Raw genomic sequence first — 16,832 nt, 5'->3', positions numbered from 1 at the left:
CACATTGTTTATACGCCCTTTATTTCACATTTGGGTACACAATGCAAGGGCTAATTGAGAATGGTGCAAGATCTCAGATTAAAGGAACTTATGCTCAACTAGAATCTATCGCAATTCATCCTAACGACTTTGCTCTGTATAGCGATTCCCAATACCAAAAACGGGAAAAATGGAACGTTCAGCATGGAGATTTTGCTTGGGTTCCTGAAGTATTCGATCGAGACAAAGAAATAGATTGGACACCTATGTGGTCGCTAACTGAGCAACAATTCAAATATTTGCCCACTGCTTACTGTTACTACCGTTATCCACTTGTAGATGGTCATCGTTTTTGTATCGGAGATTCTAATGGCAACGCAGCAGGCAATAGTTTAGAGGAAGCAATTCTCCAAGGATTCATGGAATTGGTGGAAAGAGATTGTGTAGCCCTGTGGTGGTACAACCGCATCCAGCACCCTGCTGTGGATTTAGATAGTTTTGATGAACCCTATCTGCAAGCCTTGCGAGATTATTACCAAAGTCAGAATTATCAACTTTGGGTTCTCGATATTACTAGCGATTTCAATATTCCGTCTTTTGCTGCCATAGTTCGACGCGACAACCAAACTTCAGAATCGATCGCACTTGGTTTTGGGACTCATTTTGACCCTAAAATTGCGATCCTCCGAGCAGTTACTGAGCTAAATCAATTCATGGCAGTTTTGTCGCAGCATCACACCGAAAAAGAGTTTGATAACCCAGATTCGGAATACTGGTATAAAGAAGCCACATTAGCAAATCAGCCTTATCTCGTTCCCGATCGCAGTGTGAAGCCGAAAGTCTATGCTGATTACCCAAAATATGACAGCAGGGATCTAAAACAAGATGTGATTGCCTGTGTGGAAATTGCTGCTAGTCGTGGTTTAGAAACCCTAGTTCTCGACCAAACTCGTCCAGATATAGGATTGAGCGTTGTCAAGGTGATTGTTCCTGGATTGCGGCATTTCTGGGATCGGTTTGCGGCGGGGCGACTCTATGATGTTCCGGTGCAAATGGGCTGGCTATCAGTGCCACTGACAGAAGAGCAGCTTAACCCAATTCCCATGTTTTTTTAACCCGGCTTTTTTAAGCTTTATCAAGAAAAGGAGAATTAATATGCGGAAGATTTATCAAGCTTTTAGCCAGATGATTAAAAAGTTTAACTTCTTAATTGTGATGACAACATGTGCATCTTTTGAAAAATTAATTGCTCGTTTTTCTTTGGTGGGAAATCCCAATATTTTTACTAATCAGGAATTTGACTGGGTAGAAACCTTAGAAGCTAACTGGTCAAGAATTAGACAAGAACTCGATGAAATTCTGAAACATAGGGAGGAGTTACCAAATTTTTAAGATATATCTCCCGAACAATATGCAATTACTCAGGACGATCGCTGGAAAACATATTTTTTATATGGCTATGGTTTCAAAGCTGAACAAAATTGTACCAGATGTCCTGAAACTACCAACATAATTGAACAAATTCCCGGAATTACAACAGCTTTTTTTTCAATTCTCTCGCCTCACAAACACATCCCAAAGCATCGTGGATATTACAAAGGCGTGATTCGTTGTCATTTAGGACTAATTATTCCTCAACCTTTTTTCAAATGTAGAATGCGCGTTGGTAACGATGTGGCATTTTGGCAAGAAGGCAAGGCTTTAATATTTGATGATTGTTATCAGCATGAAGTTTGGAACGATACAGATTGGATTCGGGTTGTGTTGTTTTTTGATGTACTCAGACCATTGCTATTTCCTTTGTCAGTAATTAATCAGTATTTGATTAGTTTTATTGCTAACTCCAGCTTGGTAAAAAATGGTCTCAAGAACCAGCATGAATGGGATAAACGTTTGGAAAAGACTTTTTTTAAAATATTGTAGACCGATCGGGAGAATTAACTAAAACGAGGAATTTAGAAATTATGTCTAAGTTTGAAAAACGACAACAAGCTGTTAGCAACGGCAGTCATGGTTTAGTGATTGGCAGTGGCATTGCGGGATTGCTGGCAGCCAGAGTGTTGCTCAACCATTTTGCATTTGTCACTGTAGTTGAGCGTGATTCCTTGCCAGAAAAGCTTGGGGCGCGATCGGGAGTGCCTCAAACAGTACATTCTCATGGACTGCTGAAACGAGGTAATAACATCCTAGAGCAGCTTTTTCCTGGATTGGAAGCAGAATTAGTGGGTGCTGGTGCAATTTTGACCGATCAAATTTCAGACACTTTAACTCTGATCCAAGGGGATGCTTTTCCTCGTTGTGCTTCAGATTTAATTGTTCCTAGTTGCAGTCGCAGTCTTTTAGAGTGGTCAATTCGTAGTCGTTTGCTCAAATGCGATCGCCTACAATTTCTAGATGCTACTCAGGTAAAAAAACTGTTAACTGACGAAACTAAGTCTAGAATTACGGGGGTGCAATTACTCGATCGCGATACCTTGCAGTTGGGAGAATTAACTGCCGATTTAGTTGTCGATGCTAGCGGACGACAATCTCATGCGCCCAAGTGGTTGGAGGAATTAAGCTATCCGACTCCTGCTGAAACCAAAGTTAACGCCTTTTTAGGCTATACAACTCGCTGGTACGATCGCCCTCAGCATTTGGATGCAGATTGGAAAACGCTGCTGGTGATGTCCAAATCCCCCCGTGAATCGCGTAGCGGCGTACTGGCGGCGATGGAAGGGAACCGCTGGGTGCTGAGTCTTTATGGTTTTAATCGAGATTATCCGCCGACGGATGAAGAGGGTTTTCTAGAATTTGCTCGATCGTTATCCAATCTTGCCCTCTACAAAGCCGTCAAAGATGCCAAGCCTGTTTCTCCCATCTACAGCTTCCGCAACACAGAAAATCGGTTGCGCCACTACGAAAAGTTGAAACTACCAGAGGGGTTTGCAGTCATGGGAGATGCCGTCTTTGCCTTGAATCCTTTTTATGGTCAGGGCATGACTACTGCTGCTATCGGTGCTATAGAGTTGGATCGGTGTCTCGATCGGCAATTTCGCTCTCGAACCGATTTAACAGGATTGAGCGATCGCTTTCAACAGCAACTTGCCCAAAGTTTACAAGCTGCTTGGATGATGGCGACAAATCGCGATCGAGTTTGGTTGTCACCCGTGGATGCAACAACGACAGGTAAAAAGCTCAATTGGATCGATCGGCTTTCCAAGCAATATTGGCAGGAAGTTGAAGCGTTATTGAAGAGCAGTCCTGAGAGTTACCGAAGCTTAATGGAAATTCGCCACATGGTTAAGACTCCCACTGCCATGTTTAATCTGAAGTTCGCCTCCAATGTGGCAAAACAGGTTTGGAACAGAAAGATCGCTAATTATAAGTAGCTCAACAAAATTAATTACACAAATCAACTAATATGATATACTGAAAATATCAAGTTGTATTCAAAGAAATTTTATATGTTTTTACTTCGAGATATCAATCCACTTTCCTTGAAATTGCTAAACCGAATTTATCGCGAAAGCAGACATCATCAAGTGCGTCAAAGAGCACAATTTTTAATTTTGGTTTCACAAAATATCAAAAAGGAAAATTTGATGAAGATCTTTAAAGTTAGTTATAAGACCATGTATAACTGGTTGAATTGATGGGAAAATGAGGGAATGCTTGGATTATATAATAAACCAGGTAGAGGCAGAAAAGAAACATTTAATTCCGCACACTCAGATCAAATTAAGGACTGGGTAAAATTACTACCAAAACAATTAAAGCAAGTAGTACAAAAAATTAAAGAAGAATGGTGTATTAATACAAGTACGGAAACAATTAAGAGAATAATTAAAAAAAAATATGAGTTAGCATAGGATGCGTCGAGGTGTTGGCGGCAAGCCAGACCCCATAGAATACAAGGGAAAAAAAGAAAAATTGTCAGAATTAAAACAATTAGAAGATGAGGGAAAAATTGATTTATACTATTTGGATGAATCCGGATTTTGTGGCATTCCTTGTGTCCCTTATGGATGGCAAGATATTGGTGAATATTTGTCAATTGATAGTCGTAGAACTAAGCGTTTAAATGTCTTGGGAATCATGAATCGGCAAAACACTCTTCATGCTTATGTTTCAGAGCAGACTATTAATTATGATGTAATCATAGCCTGCATAGATACTTTCTTTGCTGTGGTGGAGCGGCCAACAGTTATTGTAGTAGATCAAGCTTCTATTCATACTCTTCATGCCATTTTCGAGAAAATTGAAGAATGGAAAAAACGCGGTTTAACTATATTTGAATTGCCGACTTATTCACCTGAATTGAATTTAATTGAGATTTTGTGGCGGTTTATAAAATATCAATGGCTCGAAATAGATGCCTACTCTAGCTGGCAATCTCTTGTTTCATCTGTAGAAAAAATTTTTAAAGAATTTGGAGATAATTATGTAATTAATTTTGCTTAACTACTTAATCATGCCATCTCGACGGAGCGATCGCTAACGCCGCCCTCATAGCAGTATTTTCAGGAATGACTAGCCAGCAATCGCAACAATTCACCTTACCAAGTAAAAAGGGTCTGGCATCCCCGGCTTTTAGGCGGATTATTTTTACGGCGAGGTTTAAATCGCAAGTCCTATGTACAGACGTTCACAGCAGTTCGTCTCTACTGTCAACTGTCTACTGTCAATTATCAACTGTTTCACCACATCAGCGCGATGCACTACCCCTTATCTGGAATTATCCTCACATTTAACAGTGATGTCTCTGTTCTTCAAAATGAAGATGAACAAATTGTTCTGGCATCTCCACATCACAAGTTAACCTTTAAAGCAGTACAACCAGGGCTAAAAAAGCATTGTTTGCACTGGCAGATAATGGTGCAACCTTGGAGACAATCAACAACTGGTTACAACAAGACCGGGGAGACTTTATAGTTCTCAACTTTTATCAGTACCTGCAAAGATTTACTCATTTTGGTTGGCTGTGTCATTCTGTTGCTACAGAAGAATGTTGCATCGCTACAGCTAAACCAATGACTAGAGATTGTCAGTTTATTCCACGGATGGCTGTTTTAGATCGCCAGTATATACTGTCAAATTTTGCCTATATTCATCAACTTAAAGGACATATACTCTTAGAGTCACCCTTGTCAAAAATGGCGGTTCATCTATTAAATTGGCAAGCAATGGCTATCATCGGTTTACTAGCTCATCCTTGTAAGTGCAGTGAAATAGAAACAGAAATTAAGGCAATTAATCTCAATACAATTCAGGAATTTATTAGTTTACTTTTGAGTACGCAAATGCTGTGTGAAGTGTCTGAATATGGCACTATTTCAGAACAAGCCGATGTCACCCTAGCTCAATGGGAATTCCACGACTTACTGTTTCATGCTCGCAGTCGTAGCGGCAGACATTCTAATCCGGTTGGTGGAACTTACCGTTTTTTAGGTCAGATCGATCCTCTGCCAGCCCTGCATCCTCGGACAGCCGAGAAAACCATAAAACTAGATCAACCAAATTTAGATAATCTCATAACTTCAGATATTTCTTTCACTCAGATTTTGGAAAGTAGAATCTCGATTCGAGAATATGGAGAATTGCCAATAACTGCTCAACAGTTAGGAGAATTTCTCTATCGTTGCGCCCGAATCAAAAACCAGATCCAAACCGACCAGGGCGAACTTCTCAGTCGTCCTTATCCTAGTGGTGGAGCTATATATGAACTCGAACTTTATCCTGTTGTCGATCGCTGCCAAGATATTTGGCCTGGTTTGTATTACTATCAGCCACAAGCTCATGAATTGTCTTGTATTTCCGGCGAAACCGAAGCTGTGGAAGCTTTACTGAAGGATGCTGGTATGGCAATGGGACAAGGCAAACCTCAAGTCCTAATTGTGATTACCGCTCGTTTCCAACGTTTAGCTTGGAAGTATGAATCTATAGCCTACGCACTCATGCTGAAACACGTTGGTGCTTTATACCAAACTATGTATTTAGTAGCAACAGCTATGAATCTTGCTCCTTGCGGGATTGGGAGTGGTGACTCCGAGCTATTTGCTCAAGCAGTAGGATGCAATTATTACGCTGAGACATCTGTTGGAGAATTTGTGCTTGGTAGTCGGAAAGAGAATGATGCCGTGGAAGTTGATGGTCGATCGACTCTATGAATGCCTGAATATTCAAGGAGCAACTGGCTTGAGGGCGCTCAAAAGTCACTATTAAAAGATAGATAAATCGGTTAAATATCTATGCTCAACCCATGCGTAAACGCTCAATATCTTTAATCGGTGGCGCACCGAACATCCGAGAATATTCGCGGCTAAACTGTGAGGGACTTTCATAACCCACCTGATAGGCTGCATTGGAAGCATCGGAGTTTTCGGCAAGCATCAGGCGACGCGCTTCCAATAGTCTTAATTGCTTTTGATATTGAAGCGGACTCATTGATGTCACTGCTTTGAAATGGTGATGGAAAGATGAAGCAGACATACTCGCTTTACCTGCCAAATCCTCAACCCGCATCGGTTGTGCAAAATCAGTCTTAATCTGTTCAAGCACCTCGGCAATCCGCTGCATATTGCTCCCCGATGTTGCTATTTGGCGGACAGCTTCGCCTTGTTCACCCATTAAAAGACGATAATAGATTTCGCGGATAATCATCGGTGCCAGCATCGGGATATGCTGCGGCGTATCCAAAAGTCGTGTCAGTCTGAGGGCGCAGTCGAGTAACGGTGCATCGGCGGTGCTGACAAACAAACCTCTGACAGAGTTTTCTTTCTTATTCGCACTTGGACTGGTTTGGGCAGTGATAATATCGCAGAGTTGGCGAGGGTCTAAATTCAGCTTGAATCCTAAATACGGCTTGTCGGGAGTGGCCTCTACAACAAATCCGCTCAGAGGCAAATCAACCGATATCACAAGATATTGAGCCTCGCCATAACGATAGGTTTCCTCACCCAGCAACGCTTCTTTTTTGCCCTGAACGATGATGCCGAGAATAGGTTGATAGACACCGTGCAGTGCGGCGGCAACTGAAGATTCTCGCGTAAATTCCAGCTTATCTATAGCTGTTTTATGAAAACCGTTCCCCTTGCCTTCAGTGTGCCGAGTTACTAATGCCGCCAATTCTTTACATTGATTAGCGATCCTCTTCGAGGGCTTCGCTAACGCATCTTGGTTTATTACTTGGTTGAGCATTTCAATCGCCCTGCTAGTTTTTTGATTGATTTAACCATTTCCTTTTGCTCATCATAGAGCATCTTGAGCCATTCCTAAAATAGGGTTTTGGAGGATTAGGCAATAAATTGCGAGGTCTGTGTATTCAAAATTCTTGCTTTTACTCATACGATGAACACATCTGAATGAAACACTAAAAGGATAAGGCAATGACCAAAGATCAGACAAAAATCGCATTGGTAACAGGGGCGAGCCGAGGACTTGGCAAAAATACCGCTTTGACTCTTGCCAGAAAAGGAGTTGATGTCATCGTGACATATCGCAACAGCGAGGAGGATGCCCAAAATGTCGTATCTGCGATCGCCGATATCGGAGCTCAAGCGGTTGCACTGCAACTGGATACTTCAAACACGAAAACCTTTGACGGTTTTGTGGAACAAGTCAAGCAGTCACTTGAAGATAAATGGCAGACAGAGCATTTTGATTTCCTCGTAAATAATGCTGGTATTGGGGTTCATGCGTCTTTTGCTGATACCACCGAAGATGATTTCGATCGCTTGATGAATATTCATGTAAAAGGCGTTTTCTTCCTCACGCAGAAACTTCTGCCTTTGATCAATGATGGAGGACGGATAGTCAATATTTCGTCTGGGCTTGCCCGTTTTGCTCTACCTGGCTATGCAGCTTATGCAAGCATGAAAGGAGCGATCGAAGTTTTGACCCGATATATGGCTAAGGAATTAGGACACAGACAGATTGCTGTGAATGTGGTAGCCCCAGGCGCAATTGAAACGGATTTTAATGGCGGTGCGGTGCGTGACAATCCTGAGATTAACAGCTTTATCGCTTCGCAAACTGCCTTGGGTCGCGTCGGTCTGCCTAATGATATCGGCGGTGCGATCGCCTCTTTGCTATCCGAAGAAAACAGATGGGTGAATGCACAGAGAATCGAAGTCTCTGGCGGTCAGTTTGTTTAATTCCAACTAACCTCAACAGAAGGGACAGAAATAGGAGATTTCGAGTGAGAGCCATCCAATTTTAAGGTGAAATAGAAGAGGAAGATATGACTACACAGCTTTTGACTGACCATCTCGCATTGATTGGCAAGGATACCGAAGCTTGGATAAATTTATTTGCTGAAGATGCAGTTGTTGAATTTCCGTATGCTGCTGCTCTGAATGCGCCTGAACGAATTGAAGGCAAATCTGCCATCTACAACCACATGAAAAAGATGGTGGCACAGATGCAAGATTTAATATTCACGAATGTTTGCGAATATCAAACGTCAAACCCTAATGTTCTATTTGCCGAGGTTCATGGGGAAGCCGAGATCGTGGCCACAGGCCGCCACTATCAACAAGATTATGTGATGCGATTAGAAACCAAGGATGGAAAGATCGTTCACTACCGTGAATACTGGAACCCTGTCCCCGTTATTGATGCAATGGGCGACACCCAAAATTTGCGCCAATTTTTCAGCCGGGGCTAATACATTTAAAAGAGGAGAGCTATGAAAATTGTCATTGCAGCCGCATCAGGCAATATTGGACGGCGCACCGCTGAGAAAGTGATACAAGCTGGAGCCGAAACCGTTCTGTTGGCAAGACATCCAGAGAAGTTAGCGGATCTAGTTGAGCGAGGTGCGACAGTGAAGCAAATTAGCAGTGACGATCCTCAAGGATCGATCGAAGCAACGCAAAATGCAGATGCTTTGTTTTGGCTGACTCCACCGAAACTCGACACGCCAAGCTTATCCAACTGGTACATCCAGACGGCAATGGCGGGAGCCACAGCAGTGCGCGAAAACGGCATCAAGCGAGTGGTCAATATTTCTAGCGTTGGTGCAGGTGCAAAACCAAATTTAGGTACTGTCTCATTCGTTGGTGAGGTTGAATCGATTTTCAACCAAACCACAGCAAATTTGCTGCATCTGCGTCCCGGCTATTTTATGGAGAATTTCCTGGATCAAGTCAAGTTGATTCAGCAAGACCATAGCGTAAGCTTCCCCTATGCTAGTGACCACGATATTCCTTGGATTAGTACGGATGATATCGGCGATGAGGCCGCGAAATATCTACTCGATGATTGTTGGGCAGGTAAGTGGACTCGTAATTTGATGGGGCCAGAAAATTTAACGCTCTTGGAAACAACTGTTATTCTTTCACAAGTGTTACATCGCCCGATCGAATATGTTCAGGTGACTATTGAATCGATCCAACAGCAACTAGCTTCGTTTGGCGCAACACCTGATGTACAAACAGAGTTAGGGAATTTGTTTATTGCCCTGGGCGATCCTGACGGAGTTTATGCGACAGCCAGAACCCCTGAAGCAGTTACACCAACAACGTTTGAACAGTTTGTTAAGAACAAACTATGGGATGCCCTCGCGCCTTGATTGCGACGGGAACTCTCGAAGAGCTGTTTCAACAAAATAATCTCAAATTTTCAGTAACATCACAAGAATAGAAGATTTCAATGTCTAACTTAAATGGGAAAGTGATCATTATCACTGGAGCCAGTAGTGGAATCGGTGAAGCCAGTGCTAAGTTGCTTGCTAAAAAGGGCGCAAAAGTTGTTTTAGGCGCACGTCGCACCGATCGCCTAGAAGCGATCGCCAAGGACATTCGCGCGGAGGGTGGAATCGCCGAATACCAGGCTCTAGATGTGACGCAACGCAGTCAAATGGAGGATATCGTTCAATTTGCCCAAAGTAAGTTCGATCGCGTAGATGTCCTGATTAACAATGCTGGCATCATGCCCCTATCCGCACTCGAACAACTGAAAGTTGAGGAATGGGATCGCATGATTGATGTCAATATCAAAGGTGTTTTATACGGTATTGCCGCCGTACTTCCCGTCATGAAGGCACAAAAATCAGGTCAGATTATTAATCTTTCTTCCATTGGCGGACACGCGGTTTCTCCAACTGCTGCTGTTTACTGTGCGACTAAATTTGCCGTTAGAGCCATCTCAGAAGGATTGAGACAAGAAGTTGGGGGCGACATTCGGGTGACGGTGATTTCTCCGGGAGTAACCGAGTCTGAGTTAGCCGAGAGCATCACTGATGAAACTGCAAGATCGGGAATGCAAGAATTCCGCAGAATAGCTATTCCTGCTGCTGCCATCGCGCGATCGATTGTATTTGCGATCGAACAACCTGACGATGTTGATGTTAGCGAAATTATTGTCCGACCAACAGCAAGCCCTTACTAACGAAACAGGAAAACTCTCTCTCGAACATACGGTGTGATGAAGCTCGTAATCTGGCGACCGCCAATGCCCAATTCGCTAGTTAGATTTCGCCATCTCTCTCACCCAGTTGCGTAAATTCACCTCTGCTTCTACCTCATCTAGCTGCGCTGCTGCCAAAAATTCGTAGAGCTTGGACTTGGGAAGTATCGCAAAAGTGGGGCTGACCGATACTTCCAAATACTCATCGTTCTCCAGCTTATAAATTCGCCATTCTCTACCATTGTAACGCCAAAATTCCGGTACTCCCATACTGGCATAGAGAGCAGGCTTGTTAATATCGGTATGGGTAATATCTATTTCTACTACTAAATCGGGTGGCGGATCTGTGGCTAAATCTACTGTACGACCGGCTACGAGGGGTTGATTTTGGATGTAATAGGCATTATCTGGCTCTGCACCGCGCTCTAAGTCCGATCGATCGAGGGTTGTCGAACCCATTGTTTTAATCTTCAAACCTAGCTCTACAACCAAAATCCAAATCATTTTTTCGATTAAGCGTGCAGAAAATTCGTGTTCTTCTAAAGGCCTGGTAATTTCTAAAGTCCCTCGATCGAATGTCAATGTAGCCGCTCGTTTATTGCCCAAAATCTTGAGCAGTTGTTGATAACCATCCCAAGTAATATTTCTCAACACTACTCGCTTTTCGCCTATGAGTAACGGTGGTGCGATCGGCGCAACAGAAATCATATGTTTACTTCCAGCTATGATATTTCTAAGATAACATAAGGAACAGGCATCTTGCCTGTTCCACAATTAACAAATTATTGATTGTGGAACGGGCATCTTGCCCGTGCAAAGGAACAGGCAAGATGCCTGTTCCACAATTAATAAAATTATTGATTGTGGAACGGGCATCTTGCCCGTTCTTAAAAATAGTCAACAAATTCTATTTGCTCTTATCTGTTCTCTGCCGTAAAATAAATTCAGCGAGGGCCAAATCAACCGGTGTTGTGACTTTCAAATTCGTCTCTTCTCCCTCCACAATTTGCACTGGTAAACCGCATTTTTCAAACAAAGCCGCATCGTCTGTCACTTCCCAACCTTTTTGTCGCCCTTGTTCGTGACACTGCTTTAACAATTTCACTTCAAATCCTTGGGGAGTCTGGGCTGCCCATAAATTGCTTCTGTCTGGTGTGTCTCGCACGATTCTAGACTCGTCTACGACCTTAATCGTATCCTTGACCGGGACGGCGACAATCAAGCCGGGACAGCTTAAGAGAGCTTGGGAAGATCGATCGAACAATTCAGCAGTTGCCAAACACCTCGCGCCGTCGTGAATCAAGACTCGATCGCCCGACGGAGGCAAAGCCTGCAAACCGTTGTAAACTGACTCTTGCCTGGTGGCGCCTCCTTTAATCAGTTCCACGGGCTTAACCAAAGATAAATCGCTCACAATTGCTTTAAAATCAGGAAAATCGTCTGGCTGGCCCATGATGCCAATCCAGCTAATGTGCTGCGAAGCTTCAGCAGCAGCCAAAGTCCAACTCAGCAAAGGTTTTCCCAGCAAAGTCAGCAGCAGTTTGTTGCGCTGACTCCCCATCCGTCGCCCCGAACCTGCTGCAGGAATTAATAAGTGCATTTACTAACCGTTTTTAACCCAACTAGATATATATAATAAGAGCGTCCTGTACTTTTGAGTCAGTTGTTTAGCTATCAGCCACTAGCTTTTAAGGTCTAGAAATACTATAAGCTGATAGTTGAGAGCCGATCTCTGAGAGCTACCTCGATCAATAATAGCCCGATCGTTTATGATGCGAATACTAGCACTTGTCCCTGGCGGGATTGGCGACCAAATTTTATTTTTCCCCACTCTTGATGACCTCAAGCAGTCTTATCCCGACGCGCAAATTGATGTCATCGTGGAACCGAGGGCAAAGGGTGCTTACCGAGTCTGCAAATCCGTCAAAGAAGTTTTGACGTACAATTTCAAAGACCGCAACGCTATGGCAGATTTGGGCAATTTACTGGGCGTAATTCGCGATCGCGAATACGAAGCAGTTATTTCCCTCGGCCAGCGGTGGACTGTAGGACTTTTGCTGTGGCTGACCGGCATTCCGCAGAGAGTTGGCTATTCGGGAACCAACGGTGCTCGATTTCTCACGGCTGCGGTACCGCTGAAAACTGAACAGTACGCGGCTTCAATGTACCACGATTTGCTGCAAGGATTTAACATTACAAATCCTTGTCCGGCGATCGCAATTAATGTACCAAAACAGGACATTCAGTGGGCGGAAGCCGAACAGCAGCGGTTGGGCGTAAAAGAAAGCGGATACATTCTAATTCACGGCGGTTCCAGTCAATTAGCTGTGTCTAAAGGTATTGACAAAATTTACCCTACAGACAAGTGGAAGCAAATCATCGAAGACTGTCAGCAACGGCAGCCGAATTTGCCTGTTGTTGTTGTGAAAGGCCCCGAAGATGCAGACTTCGTGACAAAGTTAGTCGAGTTATGTCCGAATGTAAAAGTTATCTCGCCGGATGATGTCGGCAAGTTGGCGGCGACAATTGCTGCTGCTAATTTGATGATATGTACTGACAGTGCGCCGATGCACTTAGCTGTGGCGGTTCAAACTTATACAATAGCTTTGTTTGGCCCAACTGAACCGGCGAAATTGTTGCCAAAGAGCGATCGATTTTTGGGCATTAAATCTCCTACTGGCAAAATGGCAGACATCTCTCCTCAAGATGTTTTGAAGAAGGTTTGGGGCGGCTAAAAACTAGGATATCTTAGCTGGTTCCCAGGCTGTGCCTGGGAACCCATATCTAGAGGCTAGGTTTTTGAGAAAATCAAGTGGTTAATGTGGATGAGCTTAGGAAATTGCCATTGTAGTGCACGAGGGCGGCTCGAACCTGTAACCGTAACCCCGAATAGTTTTAATAAACTGCGACCCCGTAGCATCAACTTGAATCATTTTCTTGCGAATCTGACCGATATGCACGCTAACAACGTTCTCTTCTCCTGTGTCGTTGCAGTTCCACCCCCAGATTTTTTCGATTAGCTGTTGGCGACTCCAAGATTGACCGGAATGACTTGCCAAAAAATACAAAATATTAAATTCCAAGGTTGTTAACTTGATAATGCGATCGTTGAGTGTTGCTTCCCGACGTGCTGAATCGATCGCGAATTGATCGAATACAATACGTGATGGAGTCACAGCCCTCATGCGTCTCAACACAACTTCTATACGAATTGCCAAATCCGCCAGACCAAAGGGTTTGCAGATATAGTCATCAGCACCGGCGGACAGGACTTTAAGTTTATCAGCTTCGTCTGTGCGGCTGCTTAGCATGATCACAAAAACATTAGTACGGCGCTGCATTTCCTGGCACAGGTGATAGCCTGTAGTATCCGGCAAATTCCAATCGAGAACTACTAGCAGTGGCTTTAATTTCTCAAACAATTCTAAAGCCGTCTCGCCATCTGCTGCCGAATCTACTTGATATTTCTGATTCAAAAAACGATGAACTAGAGTGCGGATGGATGGGTCATCATCCACAACCAGAATCTTGGGGGTAATATCAGTAATCATCACAAAAAAGTTCCTTTCTCTTGTCAATTTAAAGCTGGCAATTACAGAACAGCTTTAGTGAAGAGTAAAGCCCAAGTCGTTCCAACTAAACAGAGTTTTTTCTGGCAATTCTTCTTTCAGCTTTGTCTTGAGGTCAAAAGGCTTTCCCCAATCCCATATTTCGATCTCTAGGCGTTCGTTAAATACTGCGATCGCCAGCTCGATTTTCGGAGTTTCCACTGACAGATTTGTGTGGGCGTGGCGCACAGCATGGGCAAAACCCTCGATCGCAGCAAGTTTACAAAGCTGCAAAACTGTTTCGGGAATGGGTAGAGGCTCTAAAAAACTGCTCAACCCACCATAAAACTTGAGTAACAGACTTGAGGTCGCTACTTACTTGAAGCTTTATTTTGTGAAGTGGCTGGTTATAACTTCGATCCGATTGGGGAGTTCGTTGCTCTTGAAGCCAATTAAAGCTATGTAAAACGTCGATCGCACGCTTGAAAAAATCCGCTTGAGTGCTAGGTTGGGGTGGTACTATACTGGGCTGAAAATATTTGACAATTAACAGACAGTTTCGACCAGCAGACGTGCGGGTATAACTTAGCTCATCGGCAATTTTGCCAATAAGTTTTATACCTATTTTGCCTATTTCATCGATTTCACTAAAATCTTCGTCACTGTGCGAGTTGCCGAATAATTTAAAATTCATTTGACTGACCTCTCTTGTTTATCAATAACTGCTTGTTTGTGTTCTGATCAAATCATCGCATCACTTTAATGAAGTGAAGTTGACCAGAGGTATAAACTTAGGTCTATTAGAGGTCGGTATAATCAAAGTATACTCAAGGTATAATTAAACTACATTCATGCAGAGTCCCTATCCTTCACAAGGCTCAGGACTGCGAAGCATCCCAGCCGTCTCAGAGCTCATTGGCAAGGCTCAGGATGATTTAAGTGCATGACGCGTAAGTTGTAATAAAGTTAAATTAGGGGTTAACCTAGATGGATTGGCAAGAATTCCTTAAAGGCGAATCAGTGAGACATGGATTATCGATGGAACAAACAGAAACATTATTAGCAGCACTCTTCTCTCCTGAAAAATCCCCCCGCAATCAGGTAGAGCTTTCACTAGAATTAAGAATATCAGAAGCTACTGTAAAACAGCGGCTGGGAGTGATTTACAAGAAGTTTGGAAATAGCTTTCCTCAACTTCTTGACCAAAACGGTGCCGGCAAATTGGATATATTGTTTATAAAATTAAAACAGAAGTATTATCCAAAACCCGACCCAGTAGTTGCCCCCTACCCTGAAGAATTTAGATCGTTAATAGAAGAAAAAGTTCGGAGGTTTTGCGGACGCCAATTTGTTTTTGAGACTTTTCAGCAATTTATCACCGACAATCCTCACGGTTATTTTACGATCGTCGGGGATGCGGGAATGGGCAAAAGCTCGATCGCAGCCAAATACGTCTGGGAACATCAATCTCCCTGCTATTTTAATATTCTCGTCGAACGCCGCAACAGACCAGAATTGTTTTTGAAGAGCATTCGCCGGCAATTAATTGACCGCTATCAATTGCCAAATTCAGAAGACGCCGATTTACCAACTTTACTGGCAAAGGTGGCGGGAAAACTCACGGCGGGCGATCGTTTGGTAATTGCAATTGATGCACTAGATGAAGTTGAACAAGAACCGGGAGAAAATCTTTTACATTTGCCGAGAAATATGCCCCATAACGTATATTTTTTGCTGACTAGGCGACCCTATAGCCTCGATAAAAAGCGGCTGTTAGTAGATGTTCCAGAAAAAGAGTTAGATTTAAGAGACGAAAAATATGTTAACTTCAATCAGGAGGATATCAAAGAATATATTCGCTTTGTTATAAATACCGATCATGACTATAAAGATGGTCTGAAAAACTGGATTCAAACCCGCAAGGTTCCCGATACAACTTTTGTCGAGGAAGTGGCAAACAAAAGCGAAAATAATTTTATGTATTTGCGGTATGTTTTGCCGGCAATTGCTAAGGGTGATTACAATGACTTGAGTTTAAGGCAATTGCCCGATGGGCTGCAAGAATATTATCAAAACCATTGGGTGCGAATGGAGATAGATGCTAAGCCTGGGCAATTGATGGAGATTGTCTTGTATATTTTACTAGAGATTGCCACGCCCATTCCCTGCGACATGGTTGCTGGAGTTGCCAAGGTGGATCAATGCGATGTGAAAAAGGTTTTAGAAGATGAGTGGGTTGAGTATTTGAAAAAGCAGAATGTAGACGGAGAAATCTGCTATACCATCTATCATGCTAGTTTCCTTGACTTTCTGAAAGCCAAACGGGAGATGGATTCAAGGCGGAGAATTTTTCAGGAAGTAAATCAACGGATTACTGAGTATTTAGAAGAGGGGATGGCGTGAGATGGGAGAATTTGCTGACAAGTTAGCGGCCCAACCACTTTCCTATCAACGTGCTTATCTGGGCAGCTTACTGCCAAATTATGTCAAGTCAGGGAATTTAGAAAAGTATTATCAAAAACTCACTGATTTTAACTTCCTGATGGCAAAGATTCAGCATCCTGAGTTTGGCGTGCAGGCACTTATTGATGATTTCAATTTGGTTGAGGATTCAGAAGCAGTAACTCACCCAGAGTACAACCCAGAAAAAGCGAAAGCTCTGAACTTGATTCAAACGGTACTCTGGATGTCAGGAGATATTTTGGAGCGAGATAGGACGCAACTGGCAGGGCAATTGTTAGGGCACTTACTGTACCTTGAAATCCCAGAAATTCAGGCAATGCTGGAGGCAGCCAAGCAGGGGAAAGCAGCACCTTGGTTGCGTCCTTTGACACCATGTTTAACTCCTCCTCGCAGGGGACTACTACGCACCCTCACAGGTCACAGCAAATCGGTAAATGCAGTCGCCGTCACCTC

Annotated in this window: 17 protein-coding genes and 3 pseudogenes; 14 read left to right on the top strand and 6 right to left on the bottom strand. The window is 43.2% G+C overall.

Features of this window, described 5'->3' with window-relative positions; all coding sequences use genetic code 11:
- The 7 genes and pseudogenes from QUA44_RS21300 to QUA44_RS21270 form a co-directional block, all read left to right on the top strand.
- Positions 1–1,094 (top strand): YcaO-like family protein (locus tag QUA44_RS21300; protein ID WP_333254071.1); only part of this gene is annotated, 1,094 nt, incomplete at its 5' end.
- Positions 1,095–1,134: 40 nt separating this feature from the next.
- Positions 1,135–1,371 (top strand): hypothetical protein, encoded by a 237-nt coding sequence (locus QUA44_RS21295; protein WP_333254073.1) that lies wholly within the window; start codon positions 1,135–1,137, stop codon positions 1,369–1,371.
- 3 nt (positions 1,372–1,374) lie between these two features.
- Entirely contained in the window at positions 1,375–1,902 is a 528-nt protein-coding gene (locus QUA44_RS21290) for an aspartyl/asparaginyl beta-hydroxylase domain-containing protein (RefSeq protein ID WP_333309907.1), read from the top strand.
- Between the two features lie 41 nt (positions 1,903–1,943).
- Complete coding sequence (locus tag QUA44_RS21285) at positions 1,944–3,350, top strand: FAD-dependent monooxygenase (protein WP_333254075.1); 1,407 nt, start codon at positions 1,944–1,946, stop codon at positions 3,348–3,350.
- Positions 3,351–3,425: 75 nt separating this feature from the next.
- Positions 3,426–4,422: pseudogene (locus QUA44_RS21280) on the top strand (IS630 family transposase).
- Between the two features lie 383 nt (positions 4,423–4,805).
- Positions 4,806–5,000 (top strand): annotated as a pseudogene (locus QUA44_RS21275) (hypothetical protein); the annotation flags it as partial.
- Positions 4,992–6,128, top strand: coding sequence for a SagB family peptide dehydrogenase (locus QUA44_RS21270; protein WP_333309904.1), 1,137 nt, complete (start codon positions 4,992–4,994; stop codon positions 6,126–6,128). The pseudogene QUA44_RS21275 and the gene QUA44_RS21270, both read left to right, overlap by 9 nt.
- Before the next feature lie 85 nt (positions 6,129–6,213).
- On the opposite strand, the gene QUA44_RS21265 is transcribed toward QUA44_RS21270, so the two are convergent.
- Entirely contained in the window at positions 6,214–7,158 is a 945-nt protein-coding gene (locus tag QUA44_RS21265) for an AraC family transcriptional regulator (protein ID WP_333254078.1), read from the bottom strand.
- 188 nt (positions 7,159–7,346) lie between these two features.
- On the opposite strand from QUA44_RS21265, the gene QUA44_RS21260 reads away from it, so the two are divergent.
- The 4 genes from QUA44_RS21260 to QUA44_RS21245 all read left to right on the top strand — a co-directional run bounded on the left by QUA44_RS21260 (position 7,347) and on the right by QUA44_RS21245 (position 10,350).
- On the top strand, positions 7,347–8,114 hold the full coding sequence (locus QUA44_RS21260) for an SDR family oxidoreductase (RefSeq protein WP_333254080.1): 768 nt from the start codon (positions 7,347–7,349) through the stop codon (positions 8,112–8,114).
- 86 nt (positions 8,115–8,200) lie between these two features.
- Positions 8,201–8,626 carry a nuclear transport factor 2 family protein gene (locus tag QUA44_RS21255; RefSeq protein WP_333254082.1) on the top strand — a complete coding sequence of 142 codons (426 nt, stop codon included), beginning with the start codon at positions 8,201–8,203 and terminating at the stop codon, positions 8,624–8,626.
- A 21-nt stretch (positions 8,627–8,647) separates the two neighbouring features.
- A complete protein-coding gene (locus tag QUA44_RS21250; protein ID WP_333254084.1) occupies positions 8,648–9,532 on the top strand; it encodes an NmrA family NAD(P)-binding protein in 885 nt (294 codons plus the stop codon).
- Between the two features lie 80 nt (positions 9,533–9,612).
- Positions 9,613–10,350, top strand: a complete 738-nt coding sequence (locus tag QUA44_RS21245) for an SDR family oxidoreductase (protein ID WP_333254086.1) — start codon at positions 9,613–9,615, stop codon at positions 10,348–10,350.
- A 75-nt stretch (positions 10,351–10,425) separates the two neighbouring features.
- Here the strand turns inward: QUA44_RS21245 and QUA44_RS21240 are convergent, their stop codons facing one another.
- Both QUA44_RS21240 and ispD read right to left on the bottom strand, forming a co-directional pair.
- Entirely contained in the window at positions 10,426–11,076 is a 651-nt protein-coding gene (locus QUA44_RS21240; RefSeq protein WP_333254088.1) for a Uma2 family endonuclease, read from the bottom strand.
- Between the two features lie 199 nt (positions 11,077–11,275).
- Positions 11,276–11,968 carry a 2-C-methyl-D-erythritol 4-phosphate cytidylyltransferase gene (gene ispD, locus QUA44_RS21235; protein ID WP_333254090.1) on the bottom strand — a complete coding sequence of 231 codons (693 nt, stop codon included), beginning with the start codon at positions 11,966–11,968 and terminating at the stop codon, positions 11,276–11,278.
- A gap of 172 nt (positions 11,969–12,140) precedes the next feature.
- On the opposite strand from ispD, the gene QUA44_RS21230 reads away from it, so the two are divergent.
- The gene (locus QUA44_RS21230) at positions 12,141–13,103 is read left to right on the top strand and encodes a glycosyltransferase family 9 protein (RefSeq protein WP_333254157.1); all 963 of its coding nucleotides are present in this window, start codon (positions 12,141–12,143) and stop codon (positions 13,101–13,103) included.
- Between the two features lie 96 nt (positions 13,104–13,199).
- Here the strand turns inward: QUA44_RS21230 and QUA44_RS21225 are convergent, their stop codons facing one another.
- Genes QUA44_RS21225 through QUA44_RS21215 form a run of 3 tightly spaced genes read right to left on the bottom strand, consistent with a single transcriptional unit; the run spans position 13,200 to position 14,610 of the window.
- On the bottom strand, positions 13,200–13,919 hold the full coding sequence (locus QUA44_RS21225; protein WP_333254159.1) for a response regulator transcription factor: 720 nt from the start codon (positions 13,917–13,919) through the stop codon (positions 13,200–13,202).
- A gap of 54 nt (positions 13,920–13,973) precedes the next feature.
- On the bottom strand, positions 13,974–14,210 hold the full coding sequence (locus tag QUA44_RS21220) for an ATP-binding protein (protein WP_333254092.1): 237 nt from the start codon (positions 14,208–14,210) through the stop codon (positions 13,974–13,976).
- The gene (locus QUA44_RS21215) at positions 14,197–14,610 is read right to left on the bottom strand and encodes a hypothetical protein (RefSeq protein WP_333254094.1); all 414 of its coding nucleotides are present in this window, start codon (positions 14,608–14,610) and stop codon (positions 14,197–14,199) included. The genes QUA44_RS21220 and QUA44_RS21215 overlap by 14 nt, the downstream gene beginning before the upstream one ends.
- Before the next feature lie 293 nt (positions 14,611–14,903).
- Between QUA44_RS21215 and QUA44_RS21210 the strand changes: the two genes are divergently transcribed.
- The gene (locus QUA44_RS21210; RefSeq protein WP_333254096.1) at positions 14,904–16,319 is read left to right on the top strand and encodes an NACHT domain-containing protein; all 1,416 of its coding nucleotides are present in this window, start codon (positions 14,904–14,906) and stop codon (positions 16,317–16,319) included.
- A gap of 1 nt (position 16,320) precedes the next feature.
- A pseudogene (locus QUA44_RS21205) lies at positions 16,321–16,832 on the top strand (hypothetical protein); the annotation flags it as partial.

The sequence above is a fragment of the Microcoleus sp. N9_A2 genome, from assembly GCF_036701775.1.
Taxonomy (GTDB): domain Bacteria; phylum Cyanobacteriota; class Cyanobacteriia; order Cyanobacteriales; family Microcoleaceae; genus Microcoleus.
The sequence above is the reverse complement of the archived record's forward strand: the minus strand, read 5'-3'. Positions and strand labels throughout refer to the sequence as shown.